Raw genomic sequence first — 19,381 nt, forward strand, 5'->3', positions numbered from 1 at the left:
TAATGAGTCGTCACACCACCAACGGATTTCTGCACCCGTTGCCCAAAGGCGTTGTAGCTGTAGATTGCCGTGCCTGCGCTCACCATGCGGTTATCTTGATTATAGCCATAAGCACGCGGCTGTCCGCTGAAGCCAATTTCGCTGATGACATTACCATTGGCGTCATAACTGAAACTACGCTGCTGGCTAGCCCGTTGCACCGAAACTAAGCGGTTCGATGCGCTGTCCACCGTATAGCTCTCGTTCATGCTACCACTGCGGGTCAAACGGTTGCCAAGCGCATCGTAGCTGAATTGACTCGCTCCCTGCAACGAGCTGAGCACTTCACTTAAACGCCCTTGCCTATCATAACTAAACTGCTGAGTATCGTTGGTTAAGCCATTGGCGATTGCTGCAATATGCTGACGGGCATTGTAGCTGTAGCTCAACCATTGCACGCCTGTGGTGGTAATCGACTGCACCCGATATGAGCCATCGTAGGTCAGACTTCGTACCAGCCCATTACCATAGGTGTAGCCAGTGACAGGGCCAAAGGGGGCTGTTGTTATGCTAGTGAGCAGCGATACCGTCGTGCCATTGATGGTGACCGTGAGACTCTGTACATCGCCGTAAAGGTCATACTGATAGTTCAAGGTATTACCACCAGGGTAAATGAGACTGCTAACGCGACCTTGCGCATCATAACTCCAGGCCAATTGGTACTGACTGCCAGCAATGTTGACCTGCTGTTGACTCAACAGACCCCATTCGCCATAGGTCAATGAAGTGCTCCCGCTACTATCAGTCACTGTCGTCAACTTACCGCGCTGGTTGACCGCACCTTGGTCATAACTAAATTGGCTGGTTTGATTATTTTGTCGCGTCACTAATCGACCCGCCGCATCATAGCTGAAGCTAGTCGTCACGCCACGTGCGTCGGTCATCGCTTCTAACTGACCCAGCGCATTCATCGTCATGATGCTGGTTTGTGTATCTGGACTCACCAATTGCTCGGTGTCACCGAATACATTTCGTTGATACTGGGTGCTATGCAGCCGCGCATCGGTCACTTGCGCCAAACCCTTCAGCGTATGACTCATTTGGGTATTGTTGCCATCGCTATCAGTCACTGTGACCAAACGGTCAAGAATATCATGACTGAAGCTGTCAACCTCACCAGCACCATCGATTTGCTCAAGAAGACGCCCTGAAGCATCATAGCGATAGTCACTGATGATATTCCCCTGATGGTCACGTATCTTCTGCAACATGCCGCGCGCGGTATACTCACGTGTTTCTTGATACCATGTCACCGCTTGAGCGCCGTCATGCTTGATGATATCTCGTTGCGTAATGTCGCCCGCTAAATTGCGCGTTAGTCGTAATTCATCTACCTGCGTCCCGCGGTGCCGTTGAATGCTCGTCAAACGCCCCGCCAAATCATAATCATAGGTGATGTCTTCACCCGTACTTGAGAGCTGCTGCGCGACTTTATTAAAGCGGTTGTACGAATAACTCACCTGATGAAATTGACCGGTGCTTGCGCGTTGCTTCATGCTCACCACGCGCCCACGGCTATCGTAACTGTACTCGGTCGCGGTTCCGTCAGGATAAACAATCTTACCGACCAGACCGCGCGCATCATAATCTTGATAGCTGGTGATGAAACCAACTTCATCGGTCACTTGGCTCAAATTTCCAGCACTGTCAAATACCTCCGTGATAGCATGGCCACCTGGATTGATGCTGGTCCGACTGCTCATCAAACCACCCACTCCATACTGATAACTGTACGCCCAATGACGACTAACACCACCACTGCCGATGCTTTTCGATGAGATATCGTTGTACCAGTTATAGCTATAACTCTCTTGATAACCATCACTTCGAATATACGCGCTTAAACGGCGTGAGCCTGAATGCCAGCTGTATTGCTCTGAATACGCCTCAGGCGTTCCGATAGCACGCCATATCAGCGTCGGTAACCGCCCTTGATAATAATACGCTGACTGCTCGCCATTATTCGAGGTCCTTGCACTCACTTGACCAACGGGGTTGTGGGTCTGCGTCGTAAGTGCTTGGCCACAATACGGGGTACCATTGGTCGTAATACTGATTAATCGACTTTTGACCGCGTCGCTATAGTGATAAGTGCTGATATTGCCAAGTGCATTGGTTACCGTGGTGCTCGTCACACCATAAGCAAAGGATGTTTTATCAATATCACCGGCATGACGACTCTCAATCACACGTCCATGAACATCATAAGCAAACCAAGAGAACTGCTCCATATTGTAGCTGACACCCAGCAATCGATGCGGCACCGTACTATCATAATGATAGTTATAAACACTGCCATCGGGGAAGGTCACAGTACTCAAAACACCGGCTTGATAGCCGTATTGATATTGATACCCTGCAGCATCAGTCACCTGAATGATACGGTTATTATCCCAGCTGACCGTCAGGCTGCGACCGCCTGTTGTGGTGATTGCGGATAACTTGCCGCTGGCGTAACTGAAATACAGACCACGACCAGAGCTCGCATCGCCACTGCGTGTCAATTGCCCAGAACTATTAAATTGATACGATTGCCCATCCTCAGCCTGAAGTGACCAAACCGAAAAAAATGGGTCGGTGTCCAAAACATTCGCTTGTTGATAACTAAAAAATGATAACTCAGCAGGCTCACCCGGAGGTCTATCACGCGGTGACTCAAAATAAATTTTCTTACCGCCGGGCATGCGAACATAGGCTGGCCACTTATCACCTGATGCATTCGTGGTCAGTACCAATTTGATATCGAAAGGCGTCGACCAACCCGGTCCAAACGCGCCGACTTCACTGTTGAAACTGGAATAAGAACGCGTTAATGCAAAAGGTACTTGACCCATCATGATGAGATCCGTGTGGCTCTCTACCTTTTCTCCAGATGACACAATCACAGGATTGCCAGCACGACAGCTATCTTGCGCCGATTCACTTTGATACGGATTATTAGCCGTGATATCTGTTCCACCTAATGATTCAAAATCAACCGCAAGAGAGCGCAAGGATAATGCTCGCAGCGCTTCCGGTCGCGGCGCAGTAACGGTGATCCGCTCCATTGGCGTGATGACTTCTTGGTCACTCGCAAATACTACTGGTGATGTCACTGCAATGAGTGGAGACAACATAATCAATAACAGCGAGAGGCGCATGCGTCGTGTTCCTTACGTTAATGAGATTCCATCAAGAGGTATGAAAAGACTATTGACCTTGTCGCAAAATATGTCAAATAGTTGCTGCAATAAAGTCATATAAAAAGCGACCACGTAGCATAATACGTATTAAGTTGTATCTAGTTCGAACTCAGAATGCATAAGGTCAAATGAGCGTAACGAGGCAAAAATGGAGATTTTAGCAAATATGTTTTAAGCGCACTGATTCAGGACGTAAAAGCAAGTACAACAACCACGCAAGTAATCCGCACATGGCAATCATGTATATCATTGCGAACGGTTGGTGGCGCCCCCAGAAACTTACAATAGCGGATACAGAACCAGCGACTAGAAACTGCAAAGAGCCGGTCAGTGCAGATGCTGCTCCTGCCCTTTTTTGCTGGGCAGCTAGCGAGCCAGCCATGGCGTTTGGAAACACCACCCCTAAGGTGCTCACGTAAAAGAACACACCGATTAACAAAGCCCACATAGGCGAATCCATCCCACCGAGACAAGCTAAACTAACAGAGATCATTGCCAGTAAGGCCATTGCACGCCGTAAAATTCGATCAGCCGGATAGCGCCGTAATAACCAAGCGTTGAATTGCGCCATACTGATGATACCAATAGCATTTACGGCAAATAGCCAACCATAGTGCTGCAGGCTAATTTTAAAATAATCAATAAATAATAACGGTGATGCGGTGATATAAGCGAACATACCCGACTGTGCGATACCTCCCGGCAGTGCATATCGAATAAAACTCCTATCACAAAGAATTTGTGCATAAATGCGTAAACTTGAACGCAAGCGTACCCTGGGATCTGCAGCACGAGTTTCGCGAAGTTGCCAATTCATGACGATTAGGCAGAGCGAAGCCAGCAAAGCCAAGAGTCCAAACATGCTTCGCCAGCCAAAATGTGTAGTAATAGCGGCGCCCATAAGTGGCGCCACAATCGGCGCAATGCCCATCACCAAGATCAACCATGAGAAGACTTGTGCCGAGGCTTGTGGCGTGTACATATCACGTACCATAGCGCGCGCAATAACCAGCCCAGCGCATGAGCCAATGGCTTGCACAAAACGCCAGAGGATAAAGCTCTCAAGGCTAGCAGCGTAAGCCAGCGCCAATGAACTGATAATGTACAGCGTTAAGCCAACATAGAGCGGTGGCTTGCGGCCAAAGCGATCGGCCACAGTGCCGTACAATAGTTGACCAATACATAATCCTAAAAAGAATGCCGTGAGGCTCAATTCAACATCATGCGGCGTGCGAGCAAAACTATCGGCGATCACCCCAAAAGCTGGCAAATACATATCAATAGACAACGGCCCAAAAGCCGTCAACAGCGCCAGTAATAGCAGGGTGAGATCAAACCGCGGGGTATCAGTCACGATAGTTGCGGGTACTATGCGCGGTCGGTCGTTTTACCTCTGGGTTTTTACGCAACCAGTCAACGAATGACTGAGCATAATTAACGTAGGTATCGGTAATGCGGCCAGCTGCATTAATTTCAGCTAATAAGCGCCAGCCATCGGCACCACTGGCCAAAAAGCTATTGGTGATCATGGTATAGGTGCGGGTTGGGTCAACCGCTTGTAAACCCTGGTCAGTCATGATCATTAAGGCGCTAACTCGCTCACCATCAGCCGCGCTCATATCAATATCAAATTGAATGCCAGCACCATGCGGGTAAGCACCGTTAGAGCCAGAAGCAGACATGGCATAGCTCAGCGCCTGCTCCAATACGGTTTTCAGTTCAGCGCCGGTAATTTGTACTTCCACCAGGGTATTGGAAAACGGTAATAGCCGATAAACATCACCCACACTGATGGGCCCGGCAGCTATTTCACTGCGCACGCCACCGCCGTTCTGCAAGGAGAAATCAGCTTGCGGCGCACTGGCTAAAAACGCTTCAGCAACCAGTCGGTGCGCATCAGATTGCCGCCCGGCGCCACAATCTGGGTTGCTCGCTACGCCGGAGCGTTGCATGCAAATGCGTTCCGTGACATTGGTAATGACTTGGCTGGTGAGTTGGTCAAGCTGCTGCTGATACTGTGCCAACAACGTTAAACTATCGGCATCGGGCGCTACCGCGGTGAAGTGTGGTAATGCAGTCACCGCTTCAGGCGCATCTTCGGCGATCAGTAAATGCGGCTGACCTGAACATGACTGCACGCGATCTTGGTTAAAACTCACCTGTAACTCACCCACCACCTGGCTATACTGCCACGCATGCGCTACGCAGACCAAGTCACCATCGGCGTTGGTCACTTGCATAGGATACGGGCCAACACTGGGTAAGCCATGCACCGCATAATCACCCATTAAGGTATGTGAATCACCGCCGACAATAAAATCAATCGCTGGTAAGCGCTCTGCCAACAGTAAGTCATTTTTGTACTGAATATGCGTCAGCAGGCCAATTTTATTCACCCCCAGCCGCTGTAACTCGTTGATATAGTAAAGCGCGGTAGTGTACTCATCAGCAAACTGCGTGGTCGCATCAGGCATTGACGACTGCTTTGTTTTTACCGCAATATCAAGCCCAATCAGCCCTATTTGTTCGCCGTTAAATTCAAAAATAGCGTATGGCTTAAAGCTGTCCCAGCGCGTTTTTGGGGTGAGTGGCGATACCCCAATTTCAGGTTCAACGTTGGCGCCCAGCACCACGGTCGAACAATCGCTCAACGACAGATAATCAAGAAAGGTTTTCAACCCCGCATCGCCGTTATCAAATTCGTGATTTCCCAAGGCAAAGGCATCAAAGCAGACTTGGTTCATCAGCGCTGCGTCAGCTGCACCGTTGAACAAGGTGTAATACAAGGTGCCAGTAATTGCATCACCCGCATGCAACGCCAGAACATGCTCATGGCGTTGGCGAATAGCCGCTATTTGAGTCACTACGCGCGCAAAGCCGCCGGTTTCGAGCTGCACAGTCTCAGCGCCGACGGCAATACGAGTACGCTGCATGGGCAATAAATGTGAGTGATGGTCATTCACATGCGCAATGGTCAGCTGGAAGGGTGAGGGCTGCTCGAGCTGGCTCGTGCAGCTGCTTACCAGCAGTGCACTAGCAACCACCCAATAATGCCGCATACCGCTCCAGCTTGGCATTATTTCACCAACCCAATTTCGCGTAAGCGTTCCATCAAATAATCGTGCGAACTGATAGCACTAAAGCGCTGCGGATTTTCATCGCTGATGCAGCTGCTTAACGGATCAATCATGAAATCCGGATTAAAGTGCAAGAAAAACGGAATTGAATAACGTGACTTGCTGCTAAACGGCGCCGGTGGATTGACCACACGGTGCGTCGTTGATGGCAATACACCGTTGGTTAAGCGCTGCAACATGTCACCGACGTTACAGATAATCGCGCCTTCAATGATCGTCACTGGTATCCAGCTGCCGTCTTTAGCCAATACTTCTAAGCCCGGCTCACGCGAGCCAATTAACAAGGTCAATACGTTAATATCTTCGTGGGCGCCGGCACGCACTGACGGTGTTCCTTCGTCAACAATGGGCGGGTAATGCAACGGCCGTAAAATTGAGTTGCCCCAATTGACCTTATCGTTGAAATAATCACGCGGCTGCTGTAAATACACTGCCAATGCTTCAAGCACACGCAAACCTAAAGCATCTAACGCGGTGTAGAGCTTCATGATCTTGTCTTTAAACTGCGGTACTTCGGCTGGCCACACGTTGGGCGTTAATTGCGGATACGGCGGCGTGCCCTGTACTTCGCGACCAACGTGCCAGAATTCTTTCAAATCAACATGTTTCGCATCTTTGGCAATTTCGGTACCAAAGGGAGTGTAACCGCGTGCACCGCCACCACCTGGCAGATGATATTGACGTTTTACTGCTTCTGGCAAAGCAAACAGTTCACGGCAAATATCTAAGGCATCGTCAATGAGCTGCTGCTCAACACCGTGCTTGGTCAGTGCAACGAAGCCATTCGCTTCATAACCTTCGCCAACATGCTTGGCAAATACGTTGAAATCCTGGTTGTACAGGCTCATATCAATGTGAGGAATGGACTTCATAATAGGCTTATCCGCAAGTGTGACTAGAAAGGTGTCTATGCTATAAATTTAGTAGCCTAAACACAACCAGAATGGGTAAAACTTGGGTAAATCGCCACACTTTCTTAGATGCTTCTGGCATGCTCCGAACATCGTAATAGACCAAGAGGTGTTTTATGCAAATAACTAAACCCGCTTTACTGGTTTCTAGCCTACTTATAGCATGCGCTGCTACGGACACTGCCGCGCAGGAAAAGCCGCGCACGCAACCGGCTTATAACTACGCCAGTGTGAGCTTTGCCGATTACGATGGTGGCGATGCACTCACTATTGAAGGTGGCCTTGAGTTCAACAGCCCCTATTTTGTCAGTGGCCACTATAAAACCATCGATAGTAACGCGATATCGGCTAGCCGCGACTCTGTAGGCTTTAACCTGGGCCGCTATTTTTGGCTCAACAGCGGCCTTATTGCCGATGTACAAGCACGCGTTGGCCGCGTTGATTTTGGCCCACTCGATAGCAATTATTGGGGCGCTGAAGCCAACTTACGCCAGCGGGTTGACCAGTTCGAGTTCTACGGTGGCGTGGGCTACCTGAATTACACCGATGCCGGTAGCGATAATATCTACCAATTCGGCGTCAATTATTTTCTCAACCAAAACACCTCGGTTGGGGTTGGCTACCAAGACAGTGAATATGGTGACGGTGTTCGCCTACGCGCTAGTTATCACTTCTAATAAAATGCGGTATGCTGTGGTCATTATGGGTTGGCCTGTAGGAACCACAGATGTCACAGCTACCGCAGTTTCTGTCATTGTATCGTCAGCTGATTGCCGCTCCGTCGGTATCAGCGCTTGATCCACATTGGGATACCAGTAACAAAGCCGTTATCGATTTGCTCGCTGACTGGTGTGCACAATTAGGCTTTACGGTTACGGTAAATCCGTTATCGACCCAACCTAACAAGTACAATTTGCTGGCCAGTTATGTGCCAGCCGGGAGTTCTGGCGGCCTACTCTTGGCCGGTCATACCGATACGGTGCCTTGGGATGAGGGGCGCTGGAGCCGCGACCCATTTACCCTGCACGAAGGCGACGGAAAAATTTACGGTTTAGGTGCCGCCGATATGAAAGGCTTTTTTGCCTTTGTGCTGGAAGCGCTGCGTGATATCGATCTGAAACAGTTAAAAAAGCCACTGTATATTTTGGCCACGGCTGATGAAGAAACCACTATGGCGGGTGCGCGTGAATTGACCGCATTTGCAGGCCTAAAACCTGATTTTGCGGTGATCGGCGAGCCGACATCGATGACACCAGTCAGCAGCCACAAAGGTCATTTAACCGAAGCCATTCGGGTGACCGGCCGCAGTGGTCATAGTTCCAACCCCGCTGCTGGGATCAATGCCATTGAAGTGATGCACGAGGTGATCACCCGCCTGCGTGAATTACAACGGCACTTTCAAAAGACCTACCACAACGCCAACTTTGCGGTGCCCTATCCCACCCTAAATTTCGGTAATATCCACGGCGGCGATGCGGCCAACCGTATTTGCGCCTGTTGTGAGATGCATATTGATTTGCGGCCATTGCCCGGTATGGCAATGACTGAGTTATACGGGCTAATTGACGAACGTTTAGCCGAAGTAAATGCTATTTACCCGAATTCGGTGTGTTTAGCTCATATGCACGAACCGATTCCAGGTTACCAATGCGACCCCGAAGCCGACATTGTGCGGGTAGCGGAACAACTCACCGGTAATAACGCTGAGCCTGCCAACTACTGCACCGAAGCGCCATTCGTACAAGCGCTGGGGTGTAATACCATCATTATGGGCCCCGGCTCCATTGCCCAAGCACATCAGCCCGATGAATACATTCAGGTCAGTGAAGTAAAACCCGCCTTAGCGCAACTGCAAGGCCTGATTCGCTCACTGTGCCTTACCATCTAAGGCCTAGCGAGCTAAGTTTGGCTAGCTAACACCTTAGCTACCGGGGCAAAACTACGGCGATGCAGTGGGCACGCTCCGTGTTCTGCTAGCGCCGCTAAATGCGCTGCAGTGGGGTAGCCTTTATGCTGGGCAAAATTATACTGCGGGTAGCTCTGGTGCCAGGCCAGTAGCTGCCGATCCCGCTCTACCTTGGCTAGAATCGATGCCGCACCAATACAGAGTTCCAAGCCATCACCACCTATAATAGCGCGCGCTGGTACCTGCAATTTCGGTAGCTTGTTGCCATCCACCAACACTTCACTGGGTTGCACCGGCAGCGCTTCAATGGCACGCTTCATCGCCAATAGCGACGCCTGCAAAATATTAATGGCATCAATTTCATCCGCGTCACACTGGGCAATGGCCCAATACAGTGCGTTTTGTTTAATTTCGTCGCTCAGCGCTTGGCGCTTCTTCTCTGACAATTTTTTCGAGTCATTAATACCGGCTATGGGCCGCAATGGGTCTAAAATAACCGCTGCTGCCACTACCGGGCCAGCAATTGGCCCGCGCCCTGCTTCATCTGTTCCACAAATCATAGCGTTCCGTGTTTGGTTATCAGGTAAGTTGTGGGTATGATACGTGCGTGAACATCATAATAACAACACAACAAGGGGCATTTCATGTCTGAACAATCCACCTTGCTATATCGCATTCTTGATCGCGTTGAACGGGTTGGTAACAAACTTCCCGACCCAGCGGTCATGTTCTTTGGTCTCCTCCTCATTGTTTGGGTGCTGAGTTGGGCGCTGTCTGGTGTCACCTTTGATGCCAAGCATCCGCTGACTGGCGTTGACGTGACCGTGAACAACCTGCTGGCTGGTCCAGCCTTGGCCGATTTCTTCGCCAAAATGGTCAACACCTTTATGAGCTTTACCCCGCTTGGGGTGGTGCTGGTAGCCATGTTAGGTGTGGGTGTGGCGGAGCGCAGTGGCTTTATTAACGTTGCCATCAAGTTAATGCTCAATGTCACCCCGAAAATGCTGCTCACCCCAGTATTGATTCTGGTGGCGATTGTTAGCCACACTGCGGTAGACGCCGGTTATGTATTGGTAATTCCACTGGGTGGGGTGATTTTCTATGCCGCCGGTCGTCATCCACTAGCGGGTATTGCCGCTGCCTTTGCCGGGGTATCCGGTGGTTTCAGCGCCAACTTTGTGCCATCTGCCATTGACCCAATGCTGCAAGGGCTGAGCCAGAGCGCCGCGAATATTCTGGACCCGGCAGTGCAGCTGAACTCATTGAACAACTGGTTCTTTACCGCTGCATCATCGTTCGTGGTAATTGCTGTGGGCTGGTTCCTGACCGATAAAGTGGTTGAGCCGCGCTTGAAAAAAGTGCAGCTTGATGGCGATCAAGACGATATGCCAACCCTTGACGATGTCACCCCGCGTGACCGTAAGGCGTTCCGCTGGGCCAGCCTAGCCATGCTCGCGGGTATCGGTTTGCTGACCTATGTATCGCTGATGGAAGGTACGCCGTTGGCGGACCCGAATACCGGCGAGCTATCGTCTTTCGGTGCGCCGTTGATGCAAATGATTGTACCTCTGATCTTCTTGCTGTTTGTTATTCCAGGCATTGTGCATGGCTATGTGGCCGGCAGCTTTAATACCTCGAAAGACATCATTGACGCCATGACCAAATCGATGGAAGGCATGGCCTACTACATGGTCATGGCGTTCTTCTGTGCGCTATTCATCAAAGCCTTCGCCGATTCAAATCTAGGTACCTTGTTGTCAGTAAAAGGCGCTAACTTCCTCAGTTCATTGCAACTGAGTGGCGGTGTGACCATGGTCAGCATGATCCTGCTGGTGGCCTTCATCAACCTGTTTATCGGCTCTGCCGGGGCGAAATGGGCGCTGATTTCGCCGATTTTTATCCCCATGCTGATGCAACTGGGCTACTCACCGGACCTGACCCAAGCAGCTTACCGTGTCGGTGACTCCATCAGTAACATCATCACGCCGCTACTGCCGTACTTCCCGCTCATCGTGTTGTACTGTCAGCGTTACGTGAAGAGCACAGGCATTGGCTCGTTGGTTGCCATGATGCTGCCGTATTCGGTGGTATTGCTGGTGACTTGGTCGGCGTTCTTGATTATCTACTGGATGCTGGGCATTCCACTTGGTTTAGGTGCAAGTTATACCTATCCAGCAGCAGGCTAATCAGAGAGTGAGGTAAGTATGTATTTTAACGGTAAAACAGTGTGGTTAACGGGCGCCTCCAGTGGTATTGGTTTAGCCATGGCTGAGCAATTGGCGCAAGCCGGGGCCCATCTCATACTTACCTCACGCCGTGCCGACGCGCTGGAACAGGTGCGGCTGAGCTTGGCCCATCCTGAACGGCATAAGGTATTGGCACTTGATCTGGCTCAGCCGGAGCAAGCAGCCATTGCCGCACAACAGGCACTGGGCGATCAAGTGGTAGATATTTTGATCAACAACGCTGGCGTGTCACAGCGCTCGTTGATTTTAGATACCGACCTCAGCGTGTACCGAAAGCTGATGGAAATCGACTATTTTGGCGTAGTAGCACTGACCAAGTTAGTGCTACCGCGCATGGTCGAGCGCCGCAGCGGGCAAATTGTCACGGTGTCGTCAGTAGCCGGTAAAATAGGTACCAAGCTGCGCAGCGGCTATAACGGTGCCAAGTTTGGGGTGATAGGCTTTATGGATTCGTTACGCGCTGAAACCGCCCAATATGGTTTAGTAGTCACCTCTATCCTACCCGGCTTCATCAACACCCAAGTGGCACACAACTCCCTCACCGGTGATGGCTCAGCACTTGGCCACGAAGACCCTGACAACGCCGGCGGCATTTCCGCAGAAAAATGTGCGCGGCAGTCGTTACGTGCCATTGCTGCCGGCAAAGCAGAAGTGGTGATTGGCTCAGGCATGTCCAAGTTAGCACCGTTGTTGCAACGCTTCTTTCCCGGCCTAGTGCGCCGCATGATCGCCAAACGCTGATTTTTGGTGGGTAGCACTTTTTGGTGCTAACGCCCGCCAGATGACCATCGCACTTAGGTAGGTATATAGTTCCAATAATAGCGTAAACGAAGCCGGTTCAAGCCGGTATTGGGACTGAATCTGCCATGGTGCAAATATCACTAACCACGACATGGTGAGAAAAGTTACCTGTGCTCTCGAAGTGGTAATAAAAACACCAGCAGCACAAAACAAGAAGATTATTGCCTGTATAAATGGCAACCCTATCTGAACCTTAGCGAGAGATTTATCACCCATAGTGGCAGCTGTGTTTGCAACCTCAACAGCCTGCTCAGTATTCACAAAAACACTCACACATACCACCGCTAATGCCAGTAAAGCCGTTATTCCTTTGAATACTGTTGAACGAATGACTTTGTCAAACCCGTTTGAAAATAGCTTCGACTTCTCTACATCCCGAGCAAATAACAGGCCAACGGCTGCGACACTTAACATAAATAAACCTTCATCAACCGTGCCGACAACTATTACCGATTGATACGGGGCAATTGGAATAAAATAGCCAGACACAAATATTAGATAAAAGGCGACTCGCGGCCAACGCCCCGATAATGTCAGTAATAGGGGGAATAAATATAGCAGAGCAGAATACCAAGTGCTCGATAGAATCCATTCCAACGGGTCCGCGACACTAACAAACTCAGCAGCTTTTAACAGCGTTATATAATTAGTGAATATGTGTTCATCTACCCAATACCAATATTGCCAGTATACAAAATGGTATATATAGATGAGCAGCATAGCACTCAATGCAAGTATTCGATCTAGTGAAATTCGATAGTCGTTTTGAAGCATCAATTAAAATTCCAAAATCGTTCAATTTTACTGTGATTGATTCATAAAGGTAGCTAGATTATCAATCACGATTTTTTGAGGACACAGTGAAAATTCGCCCACCGGGTGGTAACTCATGGCAATTTTCACTATATAATCGCTAGCAAGCGGCATGCAGCCCGTTGATACATATTTATCGTCCGCAATTGATGTTGATAATTCTGTTGCTGCGATTAGCGTACCTGAAGAAGAGTAAATCGCTGCATTAGCGACCAAATCGTTTGAATTTGCACTTTCGATGAATAGGGGCGAGACAATATCGACAATCGTACATATCTCATCAGCAGAAGCTGATGGCGGCGATACAACCAAAGCGCGAATATCAGACTGAATAATAGTCGTTTCGATATTCTCACAGGCTAATGTCGATGCAGTTCCAAAAATTAGCGCTAAAGATACCAGTCTCTGCATGATCTATTCCTTGCGACTAAGAAGATCCAGTTCAGAAATTAACATCGCCTGACCATCGTTGACCTTCTTTAAATAAGCTCATGAGAGTGAGCGCTTATAGTTAACATGTCAATTAAATGTTGTAATCACGACATAAAAAAGGCAGCCAAAGCTGCCTTTTTTGATCTGCTGCACGATGACTAAACCATATGCACTAGCATGCTGGTTGGGTCTTCGAGGAATTGCTGCCAACGTTTGTTGAAGCGCGCAATGGTGCCGCCGTCAATGATACGGTGATCGCCGGACCAGCTGGCCACCATGATCTTGCGGGCAACTACGTTGCCTTGAGCGTCAAAGCGCGGTAGCTCTTGCACCCGGCCCAACGCCACAATGGCAGCTTCTGGCTTATTAATGATAGGCGTTGCCACGGTGCCACCAATCACCCCAATGTTGGAGATGCTGATGGTGCCACCCTTCATATCTTCCTGCGCCACACGGCCCTCACGGGCGGCATTGGTCAAGCGTGTCACCTCATTGGCGATATCAATGATGCTCTTGTTCTGTACTTGCTTGATATTCGGTACCAGCAAGCCAATTTTGGTATCAACCGCCATACCAATGTTGTGATCATCAAAATAAGTCAGCTCGGTGCAATCATCGTTGACCTGCGCATTCATGATAGGGAATTCTTTTAGCGCCAGTGACATGGCTTTGATAAAGAACGGCATCATGGTGATACGCACGCCCTGCTCGGCATAGCGCTCTTTAAGCTGCTTCTGCAGTGCCATAACCGCTGTCAGGTCAAACTCTTCGGCATAGGTGAAATGCGGAATCGTGCTGACCGAATTCATCATGGCTTTGGCCATGGCAGCTTTTACTCCGCGAATTGGCTCAACCCGCTTACCACCGATGCTTGCTGCCGCAACAGCTGGCTTTTCTGCGGATGGCTGCGTTGCAGCCGGCGCGGTAGCTTTGCCACCTTGGGCAAAGGCTTCTACGTCTTCTTTCATGACGCGGCCCTTGGCACCAGAACCTGGCACTTGAGCGATATCAATGCTCAATTCACGGGCGCGACGACGTACCGCTGGGCTGGCAATAGCTTTGCCGCTGCTGGCAGCCATTGGTGCTACAGCTGAACCAGCGCTAACGCTGGCTGCTTTTGGTGCTTCCGCCGGTGCTGGGGTTGCCTGAGCGCCTTTGACGTCACTGCGACGAATAGCAAACAACGGCTCATGCACCTTGGCAATATCACCTTGCTGGTAATACAGCTTGGCAACAACGCCGGCATTTTTAGCAGGAATTTGTACCAAGGCTTTGTCAGTCATCACGTCGACCACTGGCTGGTCTTCGGCAATAACGTCGCCTTCTTTGACCTGCCATTCAACGATCTCGCATTCAACAATACCTTCGCCGATATCGGGCAGGATAAAGTCTTCGACCACTTCAGCCGAACTGTTGGTTGTAGCTGCTGCCACTGATTCAGTTTTTGCCGCCGGAGCCGGAGCCGGAGCCGGAGCGGCTTCTACACCACCCGCTTCAGTAATGGCAAACAACGGCTCATGCACCTTAGCAATGTCGCCTTTGGCGTAATACAGCTTAGCCACCACGCCGTCGCTTTTAGCTGGAATTTGCACTAAGGCTTTGTCAGTCATCACATCAACCACCGGCTGATCTTCTTTGATGCTGTCGCCTTCTTTCACCAACCACTCAACAATCTCACATTCAACGATGCCTTCGCCGATGTCAGGTAAGATAAAATCTTTACTCATGCGCATGGGCCTCTTAGTAGCTCATTGAAGCTTTGATGGCTTCGTAGACTTTCAGGTGATCAACAAAATATTCTTTTTCATGACACAGCGGATACGGAGTATCTAAGCCGCACACCCGAGCGATGGGCGATTCCAAGTACAAGAAGCAACGCTCTTGAATGCTGGCGGCAATTTCACTGGCAAAACCATTGGTTAGTGGCGCCTCTTGGGTGACCACTAAGCGGCCGGTTTTCTGCACCGACGCGGCAACAGTGTCAATGTCCCACGGCAAGATACTGACAAGGTCGATCACTTCGCAATCAATACCGTCTTTAGCGGCCATTTCAGCGGCTTTCTCAGCCATCTCAACCTGCGCGCCCCATGCCAATACGGTGATATCTTTACCCTCTTTGACAATATCGGCTTTGCCAATTTCTAAGCGATACTCTTCTTCAGGTACTTCACCAACGGACGCCCGATACAACCGCTTTGGCTCCATGAACAGCACTGGGTTCGGGTCAAAAATAGCGCTTAATAATAAGCCTTTAGCCATGTACGGGTTACGCGGCATGACGATTTTTAAACCCGGGGTATGGGCGAAATAAGCTTCTGGCGACTGTGAGTGATAATGACCACCGGCAATACCGCCACCGTATGGGGTACGAATGGTTAAGCCACCAACGTTAAACTCGTTGCCTGAGCGATAGCGGAACTTGGCAGATTCGTTAACGATTTGGTCAAAGGCCGGGAAGATATAGTCACCGAACTGAATCTCAGCCACGGCGTAGCTGCCTTGTGACGCCAAACCATTGGCAAAACCTAAAATACCTTGCTCAACCAGTGGGGTGTTGAAGTTGCGATCGCGGCCATATTTGGCCGTTAAGCCAGAGGTTGCGCGAAATACCCCACCAAAGGCGCCAGTGTCTTCACCGAAACTGTACACGTTACGATGATTGGTCATGGCAATATCAAGGGCGTTGTTGATCGCCTGCAATAAATTCATCTTAGCCATGATTAACGCTCCTCATCCAAACGCGAAGCCGTTTTCGGATAGGCTTCTGGATACTTACGAATATGCGCTTTGAGTTGCTCCAACTGCTGTTTAAGCTGTGCTGGCGGAGTGTCATAGACATCTTCGATAATTTCATCGACGTGCGGTACGGCAATGGTTTCTGCCGCTTTTAACGCGTCTAGCACCAAGGCTTTCTGCTCAGCATAGTGGCTTTCGGCATCGTCATTGTCCAACCAACCTTTGCTGACCAACCATTTCTGGAAGCGCGCAACCGGATCTTTGCTACGCCAGCCAGCTTCTTCTTCGCGGGTACGGTAACCGGTTGGGTCGTCTGACGTTGAGTGGCCGGCCATGCGATACGACATGCCTTCAATCAGTACCGGCTCATTATGCTCGACGGCTAATTTGCGCGCTAATTGGGTGGCGTGATACACCGCCAACACATCGTTGCCATCTACGCGAATGGTCTTCATACCATAGGCCACACCGCGCGGGGCAATGCCGTCACCGGCATATTGTTCACCTTGTGATGGCGTTGAAATGGCATAACCGTTGTTACGGCAGAAGAAAATCACCGGCACTTTAAATACTGCCGCCATATTCAGGCCTGCATGAAAGTCGCCTTCTGACGCGGCGCCCTCACCAAAATAACAGATGGTACAGGTACCGCTTTGGTCCATTTTTTGACCGTAGGCATAGCCCGTGGCCTGTGGAATTTGCGTGGCCAATGGCGAAGCGATGGTCATGAAGTTCAACCGTGCACAGCCATAATGCACAGGCATTTGCCGGCCTTTGCCCAAGTCACGCTCGTTAGAGAATAACTGGTTCATGAATTCTTCAATGCTAAAGCCGCGGTAGGCTAAGGCGCCCTGCTCGCGATATTGCCCCATGATCATGTCGCGGCTATCCAGTGCTGCAGCCGAGCCAATACTGGCAGCTTCTTCACCCAGTGAGGATAAGTAAAAGCTGATACGCCCTTGGCGCTGCGCTGCAATCATCCGTTCATCGAGAATGCGAATGAACTGCATGGTACGGAAGATCTTCAATGCCGTGTCTTGGTCCAGATCCGGAGCATCCACACCTTTGTGGAGCGTGCCGTCTTCTTTGAGGATTTGCAGCATAGGGATATTTAGCGCCCTGGCGTCTAAAAATGACGCTTTGGTAACGATATCCAGCTGGTGTTTCGTGTCCTTCGCCATAACTCTCTCGTTCTGTACGTTCGTTAGAATACTGTCGGTCATTGAACTAGCCGATAAAAGTGCGCTCACTTTACCTTCACGTCAACTTACATGCAAATAGCCGTAGTTAAAATTCATCGCAAGCGTGCGTAAATCCACCGTAACACGGGTGTTGTCAGACCAGATCTAAGCTGTCGAGCGGTTGTTCTTTCACCAGCAGCAACGCGCGCTGCCCAATCGCCACATTGGCATTAGGGAAGATGATCCGTTCGCCAGCCTGCTCAATAGCGTGCGTTTGTTCACCATCGCTAGCTAGCCGATAGCCGACTGGAAATTCGGTGAAATTTGCCACGTCGTCGGCAAAGTGCAGCTGAAAATCGGTTTGAGTGCGGTCAATCACCCGTTGCACGGCAAACATATGGTGTTGTTCTGGGGCAAACACCGGTAGCTCCAGCTCATGCTGCTGCAACAATAGCCGTAACATACCTTCAGTATCGGCAAAACGACTACGATCATTTTCGCCAAATGGCCGCACTTTACCTAATTCAACGGTAAACGCTTGGGCTTTATGGGTGTTGACGCTGTAATACGAAAAGGTGGTGGTGGGTGCTTGATTGAGCAAAATGGTGTGAATACCACATTGCGCCAAAAAACTCAGTTGTTGTTTGCTATAAGGCCGCCCATGCTGAAACGGGTAAATGGCAAACTTCTCGTAATAGGAGTCGCGAATGGCAGTGTGCAAATCATAATGCAGCCGCTCAGGTTGGCCAGTTGGCGCGCTCTGGTAAAACTGCGTCACATACTGCTCTAACTGCGCCGCCCGCTGCTGCTCAGGGGCCGTACCATGCTGGTGGGCACCGCTAAATAGCCGGTTCATGTTGTATTCAAGCTCACGCACCCCAGCGTTAATAGCCCACGGGTTGCCGAACAAAAATAGCACCCGATGCACGGGTTCGTGGTGTTGCCGTAATAGGTCATGAACGATATCGCGGAGGATCTCAATCGGCGCGGTTTCATTACCATGCACGCCGCACGACAACACGATATCTTTGCCGCCTGGCTGCTGCGGCTGCCACATCAATACCCCACGGTCCCACAATTCGAGTTGTCCGCACTCACCCTGAAAACAGTCGTGATTGACAGCTTGCTGACCAAGCGTCCATGCCAGTACCTCAAAATCATTAGCGTGCACGGTTAGCGGTCCTCTGGTGGAATACGCCCCGGCGATAAGCCTTTGGTGGCCAGCAAGGCGCGTAATACCCGCGAGCGATACTCACGACGATAAAGCACCATTACCACTACGGCAGTCGAGGCAAGAAATAAATACGGATGTAAAAACCAGCATAAGTACGCCAGGGCAAAGTAATAAGCGCGTAAGCCGTTATTGTACTCATGGCCGGCCTGATCAATGACCTTAGCGGCTTGACGCGCAAACACGTTGCGCTGTTCGTCGGTAATTTCTGGCGAGCGGTATTGTGGCGCTGCGCCCATTAACACCGACACAAAGCCGAATTGACGAATAGACCAAGTAAACTTAAAGAAGGCAAACACAAAGATTAAGGCAAATAACGCTAGCTTGGTTTGGACTTTCTCCGGCGATGTGGCGGCGGTGTAAGGAATGGAATTGAGCACTTCCACCACTTTGTCGGCCGAGGTCAGTAATGTCAGCACACCAACAAGCACAAGAATGGTTGAGGAAGCGAAAAAGGTCACCGTGCGTTCCACATTACCGAGTAATGCGGCATCGGCAATTTGGTGATCTTTGCGCGTTAAGGTCGACATCCAGTCAATACGAAGCTGTCGTAAAATATACGACAAGCTATACGTTGAGCGCGCACGTACCCGCGCAAACTGGGTATAAATGAACCACACGAGGACGAAAAACGACAATGCCAGCAAATCATTGAGGGCCAAATTCATAAGACTGTCCTTGCTAGAAAATGGATACCGTAGCTAAGTGCTACGGTATCACATGGAATTAGCTTATGAGGCTTAGTTTACCATCGAATGACGAAAAT

Annotated in this window: 16 protein-coding genes; 4 read left to right on the plus strand and 12 right to left on the minus strand. The window is 50.1% G+C overall.

Translation table 11 applies throughout. From position 1 onward, the window contains the following. From EFO84_RS05220 to EFO84_RS05235, 4 genes are all read right to left on the minus strand, one after another. A partial coding sequence (locus tag EFO84_RS05220) for a DUF6531 domain-containing protein (protein ID WP_164742382.1) occupies nt 1–3,179 on the minus strand: 3,179 nt, incomplete at its 3' end. A gap of 199 nt (nt 3,180–3,378) precedes the next feature. Next, nucleotides 3,379–4,575 carry a multidrug effflux MFS transporter gene (locus EFO84_RS05225; protein ID WP_240642647.1) on the minus strand — a complete coding sequence of 399 codons (1,197 nt, stop codon included), beginning with the start codon at nt 4,573–4,575 and terminating at the stop codon, nt 3,379–3,381. Then, the gene (locus EFO84_RS05230; RefSeq protein WP_127347011.1) at nt 4,568–6,298 is read right to left on the minus strand and encodes a bifunctional metallophosphatase/5'-nucleotidase; all 1,731 of its coding nucleotides are present in this window, start codon (nt 6,296–6,298) and stop codon (nt 4,568–4,570) included. The genes EFO84_RS05225 and EFO84_RS05230 overlap by 8 nt, the downstream gene beginning before the upstream one ends. After that, complete coding sequence (locus EFO84_RS05235; protein WP_127347012.1) at nt 6,298–7,230, minus strand: isopenicillin N synthase family dioxygenase; 933 nt, start codon at nt 7,228–7,230, stop codon at nt 6,298–6,300. Before EFO84_RS05235 ends, EFO84_RS05230 begins: the two co-directional genes overlap by 1 nt. A 155-nt stretch (nt 7,231–7,385) precedes the next feature. Between EFO84_RS05235 and EFO84_RS05240 the strand changes: the two genes are divergently transcribed. Continuing rightward, complete coding sequence (locus tag EFO84_RS05240) at nt 7,386–7,946, plus strand: outer membrane beta-barrel protein (protein WP_127347013.1); 561 nt, start codon at nt 7,386–7,388, stop codon at nt 7,944–7,946. Nucleotides 7,947–7,996: 50 nt separating this feature from the next. Continuing rightward, nucleotides 7,997–9,157, plus strand: coding sequence for an acetylornithine deacetylase (gene argE, locus EFO84_RS05245; RefSeq protein ID WP_127347014.1), 1,161 nt, complete (start codon nt 7,997–7,999; stop codon nt 9,155–9,157). A gap of 11 nt (nt 9,158–9,168) precedes the next feature. Here argE and rnhB read toward each other — a convergent pair whose 3' ends face one another. Beyond that, complete coding sequence (rnhB, locus tag EFO84_RS05250) at nt 9,169–9,735, minus strand: ribonuclease HII (RefSeq protein ID WP_127347015.1); 567 nt, start codon at nt 9,733–9,735, stop codon at nt 9,169–9,171. A gap of 84 nt (nt 9,736–9,819) precedes the next feature. Here rnhB and EFO84_RS05255 point away from each other — a divergent pair, with 84 nt between their 5' ends. Together EFO84_RS05255 and EFO84_RS05260 are read left to right on the plus strand one after the other, a co-directional pair. Next, a complete protein-coding gene (locus tag EFO84_RS05255; protein WP_127347016.1) occupies nt 9,820–11,361 on the plus strand; it encodes an AbgT family transporter in 1,542 nt (513 codons plus the stop codon). An 18-nt stretch (nt 11,362–11,379) separates the two neighbouring features. Then, nucleotides 11,380–12,162, plus strand: coding sequence for an SDR family oxidoreductase (locus EFO84_RS05260; protein WP_127347017.1), 783 nt, complete (start codon nt 11,380–11,382; stop codon nt 12,160–12,162). Here EFO84_RS05260 and EFO84_RS05265 read toward each other — a convergent pair. From EFO84_RS05265 to EFO84_RS05295, 7 genes are all read right to left on the minus strand, one after another. Continuing rightward, entirely contained in the window at nt 12,133–12,942 is an 810-nt protein-coding gene (locus tag EFO84_RS05265; protein ID WP_127347018.1) for a hypothetical protein, read from the minus strand. The genes EFO84_RS05260 and EFO84_RS05265 overlap by 30 nt on opposite strands. 81 nt (nt 12,943–13,023) lie before the next feature. Further along, a complete protein-coding gene (locus EFO84_RS05270) occupies nt 13,024–13,446 on the minus strand; it encodes a hypothetical protein (protein WP_127347019.1) in 423 nt (140 codons plus the stop codon). Nucleotides 13,447–13,625: 179 nt separating this feature from the next. Then, nucleotides 13,626–15,194, minus strand: a complete 1,569-nt coding sequence (locus EFO84_RS05275; protein WP_127347020.1) for a dihydrolipoyllysine-residue acetyltransferase — start codon at nt 15,192–15,194, stop codon at nt 13,626–13,628. Between the two features lie 13 nt (nt 15,195–15,207). Further along, entirely contained in the window at nt 15,208–16,185 is a 978-nt protein-coding gene (locus EFO84_RS05280; protein ID WP_127347021.1) for an alpha-ketoacid dehydrogenase subunit beta, read from the minus strand. Nucleotides 16,186–16,187: 2 nt separating this feature from the next. After that, nucleotides 16,188–17,384, minus strand: coding sequence for a thiamine pyrophosphate-dependent dehydrogenase E1 component subunit alpha (locus EFO84_RS05285; RefSeq protein WP_127347022.1), 1,197 nt, complete (start codon nt 17,382–17,384; stop codon nt 16,188–16,190). 154 nt (nt 17,385–17,538) lie between these two features. Then, entirely contained in the window at nt 17,539–18,531 is a 993-nt protein-coding gene (astE, locus tag EFO84_RS05290) for a succinylglutamate desuccinylase (protein ID WP_348534531.1), read from the minus strand. 26 nt (nt 18,532–18,557) lie between these two features. Further along, nucleotides 18,558–19,283, minus strand: coding sequence for a DUF599 domain-containing protein (locus EFO84_RS05295; RefSeq protein ID WP_127347024.1), 726 nt, complete (start codon nt 19,281–19,283; stop codon nt 18,558–18,560). Between the last annotated feature and the right edge of the window lie 98 nt (nt 19,284–19,381).

The organism is Pseudidiomarina mangrovi (assembly GCF_003999375.1).
In the GTDB taxonomy this organism is placed as follows: Bacteria; Pseudomonadota; Gammaproteobacteria; order Enterobacterales; family Alteromonadaceae; genus Pseudidiomarina; species Pseudidiomarina mangrovi.